The sequence below is a fragment of the Skermanella stibiiresistens SB22 genome, assembly GCF_000576635.1.
Classification (GTDB): domain Bacteria; phylum Pseudomonadota; class Alphaproteobacteria; order Azospirillales; family Azospirillaceae; genus Skermanella; species Skermanella stibiiresistens.
The window spans coordinates 21,688-36,727 of sequence record NZ_AVFL01000023.1 but is presented as its reverse complement, the minus strand read 5'-3'; the positions used below and the strand labels follow the sequence as shown (position 1 = coordinate 36,727).

11 protein-coding genes are annotated in these 15,040 nt (G+C 65.3%); 9 read left to right on the top strand and 2 right to left on the bottom strand.

Annotated features, from left to right (window positions below; translation table 11 throughout):
* Window positions 1-22: 22 nt before the first annotated feature.
* From N825_RS25215 to N825_RS36905, 5 genes are all read left to right on the top strand, one after another.
* Window positions 23-2,041: a hydantoinase/oxoprolinase family protein gene (locus N825_RS25215; protein ID WP_037458243.1), complete on the top strand. Its 2,019-nt coding sequence runs from the start codon at window positions 23-25 to the stop codon at window positions 2,039-2,041.
* 38 nt (window positions 2,042-2,079) lie between these two features.
* On the top strand, window positions 2,080-3,792 hold the full coding sequence (locus N825_RS25210) for a hydantoinase B/oxoprolinase family protein (RefSeq protein WP_051513026.1): 1,713 nt from the start codon (window positions 2,080-2,082) through the stop codon (window positions 3,790-3,792).
* A 79-nt stretch (window positions 3,793-3,871) separates the two neighbouring features.
* Window positions 3,872-5,260: an aspartate aminotransferase family protein gene (locus N825_RS25205; protein ID WP_037458242.1), complete on the top strand. Its 1,389-nt coding sequence runs from the start codon at window positions 3,872-3,874 to the stop codon at window positions 5,258-5,260.
* A gap of 110 nt (window positions 5,261-5,370) precedes the next feature.
* Window positions 5,371-5,961 (top strand): DUF433 domain-containing protein, encoded by a 591-nt coding sequence (locus tag N825_RS36910; RefSeq protein ID WP_051513024.1) that lies wholly within the window; start codon window positions 5,371-5,373, stop codon window positions 5,959-5,961.
* Window positions 5,958-6,344: a DUF5615 family PIN-like protein gene (locus tag N825_RS36905; RefSeq protein WP_051513022.1), complete on the top strand. Its 387-nt coding sequence runs from the start codon at window positions 5,958-5,960 to the stop codon at window positions 6,342-6,344. Before N825_RS36910 ends, N825_RS36905 begins: the two co-directional genes overlap by 4 nt.
* An 18-nt stretch (window positions 6,345-6,362) precedes the next feature.
* Here N825_RS36905 and N825_RS25190 read toward each other — a convergent pair whose 3' ends face one another.
* Window positions 6,363-7,457 carry a catalase family protein gene (locus N825_RS25190; RefSeq protein ID WP_245613230.1) on the bottom strand — a complete coding sequence of 365 codons (1,095 nt, stop codon included), beginning with the start codon at window positions 7,455-7,457 and terminating at the stop codon, window positions 6,363-6,365.
* Between the two features lie 135 nt (window positions 7,458-7,592).
* Here N825_RS25190 and N825_RS25185 point away from each other — a divergent pair, with 135 nt between their 5' ends.
* Window positions 7,593-8,846 carry a dienelactone hydrolase family protein gene (locus tag N825_RS25185; protein ID WP_037458241.1) on the top strand — a complete coding sequence of 418 codons (1,254 nt, stop codon included), beginning with the start codon at window positions 7,593-7,595 and terminating at the stop codon, window positions 8,844-8,846.
* Between the two features lie 18 nt (window positions 8,847-8,864).
* Here N825_RS25185 and N825_RS39145 read toward each other — a convergent pair whose 3' ends face one another.
* Window positions 8,865-9,026, bottom strand: coding sequence for a hypothetical protein (locus N825_RS39145; RefSeq protein WP_157619530.1), 162 nt, complete (start codon window positions 9,024-9,026; stop codon window positions 8,865-8,867).
* 304 nt (window positions 9,027-9,330) lie between these two features.
* Here N825_RS39145 and bcsA point away from each other — a divergent pair, with 304 nt between their 5' ends.
* The 3 genes from bcsA to N825_RS25170 are packed head-to-tail and all read left to right on the top strand — an operon-like array spanning window position 9,331 to window position 15,039.
* Window positions 9,331-11,535, top strand: a complete 2,205-nt coding sequence (bcsA, locus tag N825_RS25180) for a UDP-forming cellulose synthase catalytic subunit (protein ID WP_084165057.1) — start codon at window positions 9,331-9,333, stop codon at window positions 11,533-11,535.
* A complete protein-coding gene (locus tag N825_RS25175) occupies window positions 11,532-13,976 on the top strand; it encodes a cellulose biosynthesis cyclic di-GMP-binding regulatory protein BcsB (RefSeq protein ID WP_037458240.1) in 2,445 nt (814 codons plus the stop codon). The genes bcsA and N825_RS25175 overlap by 4 nt, the downstream gene beginning before the upstream one ends.
* Window positions 13,969-15,039, top strand: a complete 1,071-nt coding sequence (locus N825_RS25170) for a family 8 glycosyl hydrolase (protein WP_037458239.1) — start codon at window positions 13,969-13,971, stop codon at window positions 15,037-15,039. Before N825_RS25175 ends, N825_RS25170 begins: the two co-directional genes overlap by 8 nt.
* Window position 15,040: the final 1 nt, after the last annotated feature.

The window sequence follows — 15,040 nt, the reverse complement described above, 5'->3', positions numbered from 1 at the left end:
CACGATGACAGGGAACAGATCCATGCAATACCGCCTCGGCATCGACATCGGTGGGACCTTCACCGACTTCGTCGCCTACGACGAGAACGACCGCACCCTCAAGGCCTGGAAGAACCTCTCGACACCAGCCGATCCGGTCGAGGGCATCATGACCGGCCTCCGCGCCTTCGGCGCGATCGACGACATCGTCGGCATCCGGCTCGGCACCACGGTCGCGACCAACGCGTTGCTGGAGGGCAAGGGCGCGCGGGTCGCCTATGTCAGCACCAAAGGGTTCCGCGACGTGCCGTTCATCGGCCGCGGCAACCGCAAGCACCACTACGACCTGACCTGGGTCAAGCCGAAGCCCTTCGTCCAGCGGCGCGACACCTATGAGGTGGAGGAGCGGGTCGGCCCGTCGGGCGAGATCATCCAGGAGCTTGACGAGGCGGGCGTGCGCGACATCGCGGCCCGGATCAAGGCGGATGGCGGGATCGAGGCGATCGCCGTCATGCTGCTGCATTCCTACCTGCGGCCGGACCACGAGCGCCGGATCAAGGAGATCTTCGCCGAGACGCTGCCCGGCATCCCGGTCTCGATCTCCTACGAGGTCCTGCCCAAATGGAAGGAGCATTTCCGCTCGTCCACCACGATCTGCGACGCCTTCATCAAGCCGGTCGTCAAGACCCGCATCGGCACCATGCAACAGCGCCTGCGCGACGAGGGCGTCGACGCCAAGCTGGTGATCATGCGCTCCAATGGCGGCGAGATGAGCGCCGAGGCGGTCGCCGAGAGCCCCATCCAGATCGCCATGTCGGGCCCGACAGGCGGTGTGATCGCCGCCAAGCAGACCGCCCGGCTGCTGGGTCTCGACAACCTGGTGACGCTCGACATGGGCGGCACCTCGACCGACGTCTCCACCGTGGTCGGCGGCAAGGAGAAGTTCACCACCGATTTCGAGATCGAGTGGGGCCGCCCGATCCAGGTGCCGATGATCGACATCCGGTCGATCGGCGCCGGCGGCGGCTCGATCGCCCGGATGGACGCCGGGGGCATGCTGGTGGTGGGGCCGGAGAGCGCCGGCGCCAACCCCGGCCCCGCCTGCTACGGCAAGGGCGGCGTCAAGCCGACCGTGACCGACGCCAACGTGGTGCTGGGCCGGATCAGCGCCGGAAACTTCCTGGGCGGCGCCATGGCGCTGGACGCCGCGGCGGCCCGCGCCGCCGTCGCCCCGATCGCCGAGGCGCTGGGCCTCGGGGTCGAGGAGGCGGCGCTGGCCATCGTGAGGATCGCCAACAACAACATGGTGGGCGCCCTACACACCGTGCTGACGGAACAGGGGCTCGACCCGCGCGACTTCGTGCTGGTGGCGTTCGGCGGAGCCGGCCCGCCCCATGTCAGCGACCTGATGACCGACGCGTCGATTCCGCGCGGTCTGGTGCCCAACTTCCCCGGACAGTTCTCCGCCTTCGGCTTCACCATGGCCGACGCGCGGGTCGACCGCTACCGCACGGTCCAGCTCAACTCCCGCTTCTTCGACCGCGAGCGCGCCCGGTCGTCCATGCGGGCGTTGATCGACGAGTGCCGGGACGAGCTGATGGCCCAGGGTCACGACAAGGTCGAGATCATGAAGAGCGTCGAGATGCGCTATCTCGGCCAGAACTACGAGCTGGAGATCCCGATCGACGCCGAGGAGTTCACCGACGACGAGGTGGTCAAGGTCTTCCAGGCGTTCCACGACCAGCACTTGGCGCGCTTCGGCTTCAAGCTGGACGACCATGTCGAGCTGGTCAACTTCCTGGTCACCGGCATCGCCCGCACCGGCGAGATGACCCTGCCGGAGATCGAGGCCGCGACCGGCCCGTGCGAGCCCAAGGCCAGCCGCCCGGTCTGGTTCGCCGAGGGCTGGCGCGACACGCCGGTCTATTGGCGCGAGGACCTGAAGGCCGGCCACGACATCGCCGGCCCGGCACTGGTCGAGGAGAACGCCTCGGTCACCGTGCTCGATCCCGGCAAGACGCTGACCGTGGACCGCTACGGCAACCTGCTGATCTCGGCCTGACCCGCCAAACCTGACGCGAAACTGAGGATCATCCCCCCATGGACATGGTTTCCCTGAACATCGCCGGCGGTATCCTGGTGTCGATCTGCCGCGACATGGGCGTCACGCTGATGCGGACCTCCTATTCGACCATTTTCAGCGAATCGCTCGACTTCACCTGCGGCCTGGCCTTGCCGACCGGCGAGCTGGTCGCCACCGGCGACTTCTGCCCCAGCATGATCGGCGGCATGCCCCTGCTGCTGCGCTCCTGCGTGCAGGAGATCGACATCGCAGACCTGGAGGAGGGCGACGTCATCCTGCACAACGATCCCTACCGGGGTGGTCTGCACACGCCGGAACACACCTTCTTCAAGCCGGTCTTCGTGGATGGCGCGCTGATCGGCTTCTCGGTCGCCATCGGCCACGTCTGCGAGGTCGGCGGCATGGCCCCGGCCGGGTTCGCCGGCGAGGCGACCGAGGTGTTCCACGAGGGCATGCGCGTCCCTCCGGTCAAGATCAAACGGGCCGGCAAGGACGTCGACGACGTCTGGCGCCTGCTGCTCGCCAATGTGCGCACACCCCGCTACAACTACGGCGACTTCCGCGCCATGATCGCGGCGGTCGACTTGGGCGAGCGCCGCATGGCCGATCTCGCCCGCAAGCACGGCATCGAGGGCTTCCGCGAGCATGTCGCGGCCCTGATGGATTATTCGGAGCGCCGCATGCGCGCCGAGATCGCCAAGATCCCCGACGGCCGCTACGTCTTCGAGGATTACATGGAGGACGACGGGATCGAGGCCATCCCGTACAAGATCCGCGCCGAAGTGCTGGTCGACGGCGACGATCTGATCGTCGATTACCACGGCAGCTCGAAGCAGGCGAAGGGGCCGATCAACGCGACGCTGGGTGTCGCCTGGGGCGCCGCCTACAACGCCGTGCTGCAGCTGACCGACGCCTCGATTCCCAAGAATTCCGGCTGCTTCCGGCCGATCCGGATCCTCGCCCCGCCGGGCAGCGTGGTCAACGTCAACTTCCCCGGCCCGTCGGTCGGCGGCAACACGGAAACCCACTGCCGGATCGCCAACACGATCATGGGCGCGCTGGCGCCCGGCCTCAAGGAGCGCTCGGCCGCGACCGACGGCGCCTCGCACTCCAACTTCCTGTTCGGCGGCACCGACAAGCAGACCGGCGAGTTCTTCTGCTGCTACGACCTGACGCCGGTCGGCTGGGGCGGCCGCGCCAACGCCGACGGCAACGACGCGGTCGGCGGCATCAACGGCAACTGCCCGCACATCCCGGTCGAGGTCTTCGAGTTCCGCTATCCCTGGCACGTCGAGGAGTTCAAGCTGGTCGACGGCTCCGGCGGCCCCGGCCAGTTCCGCGGCGGGCTGTCGCTCAGCAAGACGGTGCGCTGCACCGACACCGAGATGACCTTCAGCTACATGAGCGACCGCCAGAAGCTGTCGCCCTGGGGCATCCACGAGGGCCAGGATGGCGGCAAGGCCGAACTGTTCATGATGCGCGCCGGTTCGGAGGAATGGCTGACGATCACGCAGGCCTTCAACAAGCCGTCGCCCAGCAAGTTCGCCAACGTGCCGATCAAGCCCGGCGACCGCATCAAGATCACCTCGCCCGCCGGTGGCGGCTGGGGTCCGGTGGAGGAGCGCGATCCGGCGCTGGTCGAAGCCGACCTGCTCGACGGCTTCATCACACCGGAACAGGCGGAAACGGTTTATAAGGTTAAATCCGTCCGCCAAACCGAGACCGCCTGAGCGGGGTCGGGACTTACCCTGCCGCGCGCGCCTCTCCCCATGGCGAGGAGCGCGCGGCGAACCTGAAACCACGGATCACATGATGAATGTCGCGCTGAACTCCCTGCACGCCCGGGATATCACCTACCAGCTGCATCCCTACACCAACGCCCGCCGCCACGAGGAGGTCGGTCCGATCATCATCGACCGCGGCGAGGGTGTCTACGTCTACGACGACTCCGGGAAGCAGTATATCGAGGCGATGGCCGGCCTGTGGAGCGTCGCGGTCGGCTTCGGCGAGAAGCGGCTGGTCGACGCCGCCGCCCGGCAGATGGCCAAGCTGCCCTATTACCACACCTTCTCCGGCAAGGCGCACGAACCCTCGATCCTGCTGGCCGAGCGTCTGGTCAAGATGGCGCCGAACGGGCTGTCGCGCGTCTTCTTCACCAATTCCGGATCCGAGGCGAACGACACCGTCGTCAAGATGGTCTGGTACTACAACAACGCCATCGGCAAGCCCGAGAAGAAGAAGTTCATCTCGCGGATCAGCGGCTATCACGGCATCACCATCGCGTCGGGCAGCCTGACCGGGTTGCCGATCAACCAGCGCGGCTTCGACCTGCCGCTGCCGATGATGAAGCATGTCGGATGCCCGCACCACTACCGCTGGTCGGAGCCGGGCGAGACCGAGGAGGCCTTCGCCGACCGCCTCGCCGCCGAGCTGGAGGCGAAGATCCTGGAGGAGGGCCCCGAGACCGTCGCCGCCTTCATCGGCGAGCCGGTGATGGGCGCCGGCGGCGTGCTGGTTCCGCCCGCCACATATTGGGAGAAGGTCCAGGAGGTCTGCCGCCGCTACGACGTGCTGGTGGTCGCCGACGAGGTGATCAACGGCTTCGGCCGCACCGGCACCAAGTTCGCCTGCGAGCGCTTCAACATCAAGCCGGACATCCTGGTCATCTCCAAGCAGCTGACATCGTCCTACCAGCCGCTGGCGGCCATCCTGTTCAGCGACAAGATCTACCAGGGCATCGCCGACCAATCCGCCGAGATCGGCAGCTTCGGCCACGGCTTCACCACCAGCGGCCACCCGGTCGCCACCGCCGTCGCGATGGAGAACCTCGACATCATCGAGGAGCGCGGATTGATGGAGAACGCCGCCATCGTCGGCGAGGTCCTGCAAGCGGAACTGCGCCGGTTCGCCGACCACCCCCTGGTGGGAGAGGTTCGCGGCGTCGGCTTGATCGCGGCGGTGGAACTGGTGGCCGACAAGGCGACCAAGGCCAAGTTCGACCCCTTCGGCAAGGTCGGAGCCAAGTTCTTCCAGCAGGGCCACGAACACGGCCTGATCATCCGCGCCATCGGAGACACCATCGCCTTCTGCCCCCCGCTGATCATCACCGAGGAGCAGATCCGCGAAGTCGTCTCCCGCTTCGCCCGCACCCTCAAGGACATCGAGGACTTCGTCGCGACGGAATTCCCGACGGCTTGAGGTTCAACCTCGGTGGATGCCGTTGTGCTTCGGTCCATCGACCATCTTGATCGGGTAGCTTATTTCCCATAAATATACCCTGAGACGGGGTATATTTATGGGGAACGGACATGGCGCTCGGGATGGAAACGGCGTTGACGGCGCGGGAGGCCTCGTTTGTCGCCGATGTGGATTATGGGAAGGTCACCAAGGCCTTCGAGAACCACCGAGTCACGACGGTCGCCAATTTACCCCGGCAACGGACGCTCGACCTCCGCGGCACCTTCGAACTCGCGGTGGCGGAGCGCCTCAAACACTATCCAGCGCCGGTGCGAAAGCGTATCGAGGGGAAGGTCGCGGACGCGATCAGGGATGCCGATGGGCTTTCGGAAGTCGAGGATGTCGACCACACCGAACACTGCGTGGTGACGACGTTCAAGAGTTCCGAACTCGCCAAACTCGTGACGGAGCGATTGGCGAAGATCGAGCGCATCCGCGAATTGATCGTCATGGATGAGGACGTTCAAGGCGGAGCACCGACCTTCAAGGGAACCCGCGTTCTTGTCCGCCACGTCGCAGGCCTGGTCCATAACAAGGTTGACCGCCGGGAGATCGCGGAGGACTTCCCTCGGATCACAGACGAGATGATCGAGCTTGCGGTCCTTTTCGATAGGCTATACCCCCAAAGGGGGAGACCCTTGGGGAAAGGCCGGGATGTGTGAAGTACCGTTTTTTGATTGACGCCAATCTCACCCCACAACTCGAAGGTTCAGCTTGGGCGTACGGACATGAGGCATACCATGTCCGTACGCTAGGTCGCGAGAACGACGGTGACCCCGTGCTTCTCAAGCTTGTGGAAGCCGAGGGGTACACTTTGGTGACCAACAATATCGAGGAGTTCCGGACGCGGTATCGAAACCGCCAAGTGTTTCACGCTGGTGTCGTGTTCATCGCCGACGCGACGCGTGGCCGCGCCTATCAGCTTGCCGCGTTCGGCAAAGCGCTCGCGCACATCGCCTCCCATGGGCCAATCGACAACATGGAAATCTTGATCGAGCCCGACCCCATAGCCATCCACAAAGTGACGTCGGCTCAACTTCCGTGATGGGCCATGTCGAAAGCCCTAGCCCGGCAACTTGATCCCGGCGTCTGGCTCGTGGATCGGGCAGCCGTTGTGTTCCGCCCTGTAGCCCGCCGACATCTCGTAGGCGGGTTTGCGGGCGCGGTTGATCGAGCCGAGCGGGCGGTGCGCCGCCAAGCCGTGCCACGGGCTGAACGCCAGGCCGTCGTCCACCGCGTGGGAGCGCGTGTCGCTCCAGGCGGGCTGCGCCGGGACCGTGATGCGGGCGACGGTGACGTAGGGGCTCTTGTCCTCCGGCCAGGGGACGGAGGCGTCCTCGATCGGCATCGCCTCCGCGTCGGTTTGGAGCTGGACGCGCACCTCCCACGTCCCGGACTGGGTCCCGAAGAAATCCACGATGGACTCGCGCAGCACGTTGGGTTGGCCCGATGTGGCGAGCTTGTCGCCCGTCAGCGCCGTCATTTCGGCCGACACGGGAGCCACCGACAGCTTGGCGATGTTGGCGCCATACCGGTAAGGCGTCTGGGTGTGGAAGGTCTCGCCCAGAGGATGGGTCTGGGGATGGCCGCCCATGGTCTTCAACGCGGCGCTCTCGCCGCCGAAGGTCTCGACCACACTTTCGGCGCCGCGCAGGACGGTGGAGATCACCTTCTTCAGGATCTGCGGCTGATCGGTCGTGGCGGCGAGCAGCTTGAGGTTGCCTAGAAACTTCTTCACGGTGGGCGCCGCGAAGGCCGGGGCATTGACCATCACGAAGTCCTGCGTCGCGGCTCCCTCCGATCCGGGAAGCCGCTCGCCCTCGACACCGACGACCTTGATCGCCAAGCCGCGCGGGACGGTGATGCTGTCGTCCAATATATCTCCTGGATTGGTCGAGAACCGCAGCACCACCGGGTAGGTTGCCGGGCGCGCGAACATTCCTTGCGCCAGTTCGGACGGCAGACCGTCGAGCACCCGCAACTCGCCTTGCAGAAGGCCATGGCTCTTGGCGTGGACGCTTCTCAAGGCGTGCCCACCATCCCTGAATGTGGTCTCGCTGATCTTCCGCATGGTGGCGACGAGATCGGCGATCGTCTCCGCCTCGTCGGGTTCCACCGTCTCGACGGACGGGGAGTATGGGATTGGGGGCGCGGTCATGATTGTCATCTTCCGGATCGTGATCAACTGGTTTATGGCGATAACCAAATCATCGACTTCTCGTTCCCGCCTGTACGCGCCACCGATCGCGCGGTAGACAGACTGTTCCAAGCACGTGAGATCGGGAGTGCCTACATGAGTGGCGGATTCATCGAGATCGAAGCGGAAGGCGGCGAGCGGTTCCGGGCCTACAAGGCGGTGCCACGGTCGGGCGGCGGCCCCGCGATCATTCTGTTGCCGGAGATCTTCGGCATCAACGCGCATATCCGGGATGTCGCCGAGTTCTACGCCGAGGAAGGTTATGTCGTTCTGGCTCCGGACGTGTTCTGGCGGGTCGAGCGGGATGTCGAACTTGGCTATGAGGGCGCCGAGCGGGAGAAGGCGCTGGACCTGCTGTCCCGCTTCGACATCGACCAGGGAGTCCGCGACATCGGTTCGACCGTCGCCGCGGCCCGCGCCCTGCCGGAGGTGACCGGTCCCGATGGGCGGAAGGCGGTCGGCGTCGTCGGTTTCTGCCTGGGTGGGCGCTTGGCCTATCTGAGCGCCGCGCGCCTCGAGGTCGACGCGGCGGTCGGCTACTACGGCGGCGGCATCGACAAGCTGCTGGACGAGGCGGGTGGCGTCTCCTGCCCTCTGACGCTGCATTTCGGCGCCACCGACAGGATCTCACCGCCGGAGACCATCGAGAGGATCCGCGCCGCCTTCGCCGGCCGTCCCGATGTCGAGGTCTTCGCGTATCCGGAGGCTGGCCACGCCTTCAACCGCCCTGGTCCGCATTTCAACAAGCCGGCGGCGTTGATGGCGCATTCACGCTCGATCGCGGTGTTCCGCAAGGCGATGGGACCACGCTATGATCTGTCGGCGCTGTGGGACAAGCACTGCGAATACGAGTTCGGAACCCGAGATGTCGACGCCACCATGTCGACCATGGTCGCCGAGCCCTACGTCAACCACATCCCGACCATGACCGGCGGCTATGGGTACCAGCAACTCCATCACTTCTACCTGAAGCATTTCGTCCACGGGAACCCTGGGGACACCAAGCTGATCCCGATCTCCCGCACCGTCGGGGCCGACCGGGTGGTGGATGAGATGCTGTTCTGCTTCACCCATGACCGCGAGATCGACTGGATGATCCCCGGGATCCCACCAACCGGCAAATATGTCGAGATCCCTCTGATCGCGATCATCAACTTCCGGGGCGACAAGCTTTACAACGAGCACATCTACTGGGATCAAGCCTCCGTGCTGGTCCAGATTGGCGTACTGAAGCCCGACGGCCTGCCGGTCGCCGGGGTCGAGACCGCCCGGAAACTGGTCGATCCCGCCCTGCCGTCGAACGCGCTGATGGCGCGCTGGACGGAACCGGGCGGGACGGATCACGGATGACGCATCACCGGTGATGCGTCACTGGTAGCCGCCTTCCTTCCGCTCCTCCGCCGCTTCCTCCTGGACATCCTGATCGACGGCGCCGCTTTTCTGCTTGGCGCCGTCCTTCTTTCCGGCGTCCGGCGTGCCGCTGTCGGGATGGTCCTGGTCAACCTGATTGCTCTTGTTCTCATCGGCCATGGTGGCCTCCCGTGAATTGCCTGGTCTCGCGCGGGTCCGCCGGATGGCGCCCGCCCAACCCTCAACACCCACCAACAGGGAACGTCACGGCGTGACCACACCACCGAATGAGCTATGTCTTTTGTAAAGTATCCGTTTTGACATCGGTCAGTATAAAGAGACTTTTATAGCATTTATTCTTGTTATCTCGACATAACGTAAGCTGCTTCTCGTGCATCTATTAAGTAAATGTTTAGCAAGGCAGGCCATAACGATCTGATGGAACCTGACCTATCGGAGGACGGGGAAAGAATGGACCTTATTCATGGTTCGCAAGTTGCTTTCACGCGCTCTCTGGTTAGTGCTTCTCACCGCGATCGGATGTTCGGCAACCCTGCCAGTCAGCCTTGAGGCGCAGCTTCTCGTCGCTTGGTCCTTCGTCGCGGCCCTGTTCCTGATTTCCTCGCTGAAGACGCATCGGACGGGGCGTATCCTTGGGATTTCCTTCGCCGCCTTCGTGACGATCCGATACATCATCTGGCGGACGACCAACACGCTCCCCGCGCCTGACGATCTGGTCAACTTCGTGCCGGGGATGATCCTCTACGTCGCCGAGATCTTCTCCTTCATGATGTTCCTGCTGAGCACCTTCGTGATCAGCAATCCGCTCAACCGGAAATCGATCCCGATCGACGTCACCGATCCGGATCTGCCCTCGGTCGACATCGTCATCCCGACCTATGACGAGGAGGCCAATCTGCTGCTGATCACCCTGACGGCGGCGGTTTCGCTGGATTATCCAAAGTCGAAGTTCAAGGTCTACCTGCTGGACGACGGCGGGACCGCGCAGAAATGCAACCAAGCCGACGCCTTGAAGGCGGACGCCGCGCGCAGGCGGGCGGAGAAGCTGAAGGAGCTTTGCGCCGCGACTGGGGCCATCTACCTGACGCGTGAGCGCAACGAGCACGCCAAGGCGGGCAACATCAACGCCTCGCTGTCCAAGATCGGCGGCGACCTGATCGCCATCCTGGACGCGGACCACGTCCCATCGTCCGACTTCCTGCTGAAGACGGTCGGTTTCTTCGTCAAGGACCCCGGCATCGCGCTGGTCCAGACGCCGCACTTCTTCCTCAATCCCGATCCGGTCGAATACAACCTCCGCACATTCCCCCGGATGCCGAGCGAGAACGAGCTGTTCTACCGCAACATCCAGCCCGGTCTCGACCGTTGGAACGCCGCCTTCTTCTGCGGCTCGGCGGCGCTGCTCCGCCGGACCGCCCTTGAGGAGGTTGGCGGCATCAGCGGCACCAGCATCACCGAGGATTGCGAGACCGCGATGGACCTGCATGCCCAGGGCTATCGCAGCGCCTATCTCGACGAACCCCTGATCGCCGGTCTCCAGCCGGAGAGCTTCGTCAGCTTCATCGGCCAGCGGTCACGCTGGGCGCAGGGCATGATCCAGATCCTGCTGCTCAAGAACGTGCTGTGGCGCCGGGGCCTGACCGTGGCCCAACGGCTTTGCTACCTCAGCAACAGCCTGTACTGGTTCTTCGTCTTCATCCGGCCAATCTTCGTGCTGGGCCCGCTATGCTACCTGTTCTTCGGCCTCCAGATCGTCCGGACCAATGTGCCGGAGTTCTTCGCCTATATACTGCCCCATATCGTCGCCAGCGTGATGTTGCCGAACATCCTGAACGGCAAGGTTCGTTGGCCGTTCATCTCCGAACTCTACGAATACGTGCTCTCGCTCCACCTGTCCCGCGCCGTGCTGTCGGTGCTGTGGAATCCCCGCGCACCCCAATTCAAGGTGACGGCGAAGGGCGAGACCATGACATCCAACCGCGCCTCCCCCTTGGCCGGGCCCTTCGTGTGGATGGTTCTTATCCTGTCCGCTGGCATGGTGGCGGCTGTCTGGCGCTTCATCGTCCTTCCCGACAGCCGAGAGATCATCGGCATCGTCGCGTTCTGGAACGGCATCAGCCTGCTGCTGGCGCTGGCGGGATTGGGAGCGGTCTATGAGCAGCGCCAGATCCGCCGCTTTCCCCGCATCGGCCTGCAAGTCCCGGCGGTCCTGAAACTCGACGGCATCAGCTTCCCGGCGCAGGTCCTCAACGGGTCGGCCAATGGGCTGAACATCGAGCTGCCGATACCGGCGCGGTCGCATCTGAGCGAGTCGATGATCGTGACCCTGCTGGCGCCGACCCAAGACGAGGAGATCGAGAAGCCGATCACGCTGCGCGTCAGGCGCATGTCCGTCTCGGGCGGCACATTCTCGATCGGCTGCGAGTTCAATCCGGTCAGCCAGACCGAGGCGGCGCATGCCGTCCACTTGGTCTACGGCAACAGCCGGATCTGGGCCAAGCGCTGGCAAGGCCGCGTTCCGGCGGAGAGATCCGCGCTCCGCAGCTTCGCCTTCCTGACCGGTCTGGCGCTGACGCGTGGCCTGCCGGCCGCTTGGAACATCTGCAAAGGCGCCGTCACCCGCCGCGGCGCCGCGAAAGAGTCCTCCGAAACGGTTCCCGCGCAATGAAGAAGCCCGCTCATCCCGGCCGGTCCTCCCGCGTCATCAAACGGGCCACCGCCGGCGCCGTCTGGATCGCGGCCACCCTACCGTCATCCATGCCCGCGTCGGCACAGCCCCAATTGGAAGCCGTGCCGCTGTCGCGGTTGGTCGATGCGGACTTGCACGCCACCCTCGGCGGCGAGGCGGACACGTTGTCGATCCCGTTCAACCTCCCCGTCACCGCCAAGGACAAGCCGGCGGTCCTGAAGCTGGCCTACGAGAACGCGGTCCACATCCTGCCGGACCTGTCCCACTTCAAGGTGGCGCTCAACGGGTTGGAACTTGGCGACCTTCCCCTGACCGCGTTCGAGAAGCCGGTCTCGGCCAGCATCGACATGCCACCCGGCTATCTGAAAGCCGGCCGCAACGAGTTGACCATCAACTATACCGCCCGGCACCGGGTGAGTTGTGGCGTCGAGAGCACATTCGAGATGTGGGCGCGTCCCTTGCTGGACCGCTCGTCCCTCGAGGTGCTGGACCAGGACGCCTCCGCGGCCCCCCTGCTGCGGGATGCCGCGACGCTGCTGGCGATGGCGTCCCCCACAGGGCACGGCCTGACCATCCTGAACGCCAAACCGGATGGCGGGACGGCTCAACTGGCTTGGGGAGCGGGGATCGCACAGGGCGTGGCGCTCCGGGCTGGCGATCGGGCCATCACCCCCAAGGCTGGCACCGCGGTGGTCCAGCGCCCCGACGGCGACCGCCTGTTTCCTGGATTGGATAAATCAACGCTGGGATATGGCCGCAATGTCCTGATCGGCGACGCGGAGCAACTCGGCGCGATCGTCGGCGACCGGATCCAGACCGCCATCACCGGGCCCTATCTTGGTCTGTTCAACGTTGGTGACGACGGAGCCATGGTCCTCGTCGTTTCCGGCCGCACGGCGGACGAGGTGACCACCGCCACACAAGCCTTCTCCAACCCCGCCGTGACGTTGCCGGCCACGGCCGAGATGATCGTTTCCGACGCGCACGCGGCTCCGGTGCCGGAACTGGTGACCTTCCCCAGCGGGCGGGCGGTCGCCTTGTCGGAACTCGGCTACAAGACCCGCGAGTTCAACGGCTACCGGTTCTCGCAAAGGCTGGCGGTGACGCTGGGGCGGGACTTCTTCAATCTGGACAGCCGCAAGGCCATCCTGCGGATCAACGCCGCGTCCGCTCCCGGCATCGGGACGGGTGCCGCCCTCTCGGTCTTCGTCAATGGCGGAGCCGCCGCGGCGATGCCGCTGAGCCGCGACGGCGCGATCATCGAACGCCGTGACCTTCATCTGCCGATGTCGCTGTTCCGGCCCGGCCACAACGAAATCCTGATCACCGCCGATCTGCCGCCAGCCGACGGCGCCAACTGCATACCCGAACAGCAGATCTCGCCGCGCTTCAGCCTGTTCTCCGACAGCACGCTGACCCTGCCCGAATACGCCCGGCTATCCCAATTCCCCGACCTCGGCACATTCGCCCGCACCGGCAGCCCCTACACCGATGGCGGGGCCGACGCCTTCGACGTGGTCCTCATGAACAGGTCGGCGGACGAGGTCTCCGCCGCCTGGGCGCTGCTGGCCAAGCTGGCACAGGCTTCGGGCCATCCCCTGGCGCCACGCTTCGTCCCGCCGGGCGCCACGATGCCGATCGGCGACGCCTTGATCGTCGGAAACCATCGGACGTTGGCGCGGTTGCCCGGCGTCGAGCTTCCAGTCAAGCCAGCCGAGATGACCGCCGCCTGGGGCATCGGGCTGGACACATCGCCGTCGCCCGACCCGGCCTCTCCGGTCAACGACGACACCAGCCAACTGCTGGCCCAGATCGAGGCGATGCGGGCGGCCGGACAGTCCTCCGGCGAGACGGAGACGCCCGCCGGCGATGGCGATGTCCGGAACCGCTGGCAGAAGATCGTCAAGTCGGGGGAGAAGCAGAGCGTCGTCACCAGCGTATCGGAGGCGGCGGAGGATGCCGTCACGTCGATGCGCCAGCACTTCCCCGCCGTGTTCGGCCAGGCCAAGCCCGCCGAGGTCGGCTTGTTCTCCGGCGGTGGACCGGTACCGTCCGGCTTGCTGATGCAGATGGAATCGACGGTCACGCCGTCCCGGACCTGGACGATCCTGACGGCCGGCGGTGACGGGCAGCTGGCCGAGAGTGCGGCACTTCTGGTTCGTCGCCCGTACTGGGACAGGTTGTCCGGGGCCGCCACGGCTTGGGGCCCCGATCCAGCGGCCACCAGAAGCATCGAGCCGGCGACGACCTACCATAGGTTCGACACCGACCTCCGCGTGTCGAACCTCCGCCTGATCGCCGGCAACCTGATGTCGGAACATGTGCTGTGGTGGACGGCGGGCCTGTTGGCCCTGGTCGCGGCGTTCGGCTTGGTCACCCGGACATTTCTTGGCAATGAACAGAAGTCCGGCCATGATTGACCGGCGTGACTTGATCAAGGCGGCTGGGGCGACGGCGGCTTGCCTGCCCTTCGCCCCGCTCATGGCTCGCGCGGCGCCTCCGCCCACACTGCCGCGGGAGGATTGGAGTTGGTTCCGCCAGTCCTTCGTGACGGCGGACGGGCGCGTCACCGATACCGGCAACGGCGGCATCTCCCATTCCGAGGGGCAAGGCTATGGCATGCTGCTGGCGGCATCCGCCGACGCCAAGTCCGACTTCGACCAGATCTGGCAGTGGACCCGCACGAGGCTGATGGTTCGGCAGGACGGCTTGGCCGCCTGGAAATGGGTGCCCGACGCCGCGGCCGCTGGCTCGGGAAAGGTCACCGATCTCAACAACGCCAGCGATGGCGATATCCTGATCGCCTGGGCGCTTCTGCGGGCGGGCCGCCGGTGGAACGATCGCGGCTATCTGAACGCCGCCACCGCCCTGGCGGTCACGATCCGGGAAACCCTGGTCCAGCGGATCGGTGATCAGAGCGTCCTGAAGCCCGGAGCGCAAGGGTTCGACCGGCCGGGCGGGCTGGTGGTCAATCCGTCCTACTGGGTCTTTCCGGCGTTGCTGGCGTTCCACGATTGGGAACGGCACCCGGATTGGAACGACATCGTCACCGGCGGCCTCGCCCTGCTCGCCCGCGGGCGGTTCAGCCAGTGGAACCTGCCGCCGGACTGGATGCTGGTCGATCCCGATCTGAACGTTGGATTGGCCGAAGGGTTCTCCGGTAAGTTCGGCTTCGACGCGATCCGGGTGCCGCTCTATCTGACCTGGGCCGGCTATCAAGACGCCTGGTACCTGGAGCCTTACCTGACGCTGGTGGAAGCGCGGAAAGACGGTCCGACGATGGCGGCGACGGTCGATTTATCGTCGGGCGAACCCTCGGCCATGGCCGCTTCGGCCGGGACCCTGGCGGTTTACGAGCTGGTCGCTCGGTCGCGGAAAGCGGGATACCGCGCGCCCCGGCCAGACGCCGCCATGCCTGAGGATTATTACTCCGCATCACTCCGGCTGCTTTCCAAGATAGCCGCCAAAGAAACCGGGATATAGA

Coding starts and splice junctions, on each gene's coding strand:
- N825_RS25170 (WP_037458239.1), top strand. CDS start 13,969: ATGATTGACCGGCGTGACTTGATCAAGGCGGCTGGGGCGACGGCGGCT.
- N825_RS25210 (WP_051513026.1), top strand. CDS start 2,080: ATGGACATGGTTTCCCTGAACATCGCCGGCGGTATCCTGGTGTCGATC.
- N825_RS25215 (WP_037458243.1), top strand. CDS start 23: ATGCAATACCGCCTCGGCATCGACATCGGTGGGACCTTCACCGACTTC.
- N825_RS39145 (WP_157619530.1), bottom strand. CDS start 9,026: ATGGCCGATGAGAACAAGAGCAATCAGGTTGACCAGGACCATCCCGAC.
- N825_RS25185 (WP_037458241.1), top strand. CDS start 7,593: ATGAGTGGCGGATTCATCGAGATCGAAGCGGAAGGCGGCGAGCGGTTC.
- N825_RS25190 (WP_245613230.1), bottom strand. CDS start 7,457: ATGACCGCGCCCCCAATCCCATACTCCCCGTCCGTCGAGACGGTGGAA.
- N825_RS25205 (WP_037458242.1), top strand. CDS start 3,872: ATGATGAATGTCGCGCTGAACTCCCTGCACGCCCGGGATATCACCTAC.
- bcsA (WP_084165057.1), top strand. CDS start 9,331: ATGGTTCGCAAGTTGCTTTCACGCGCTCTCTGGTTAGTGCTTCTCACC.
- N825_RS36910 (WP_051513024.1), top strand. CDS start 5,371: ATGGCGCTCGGGATGGAAACGGCGTTGACGGCGCGGGAGGCCTCGTTT.
- N825_RS25175 (WP_037458240.1), top strand. CDS start 11,532: ATGAAGAAGCCCGCTCATCCCGGCCGGTCCTCCCGCGTCATCAAACGG.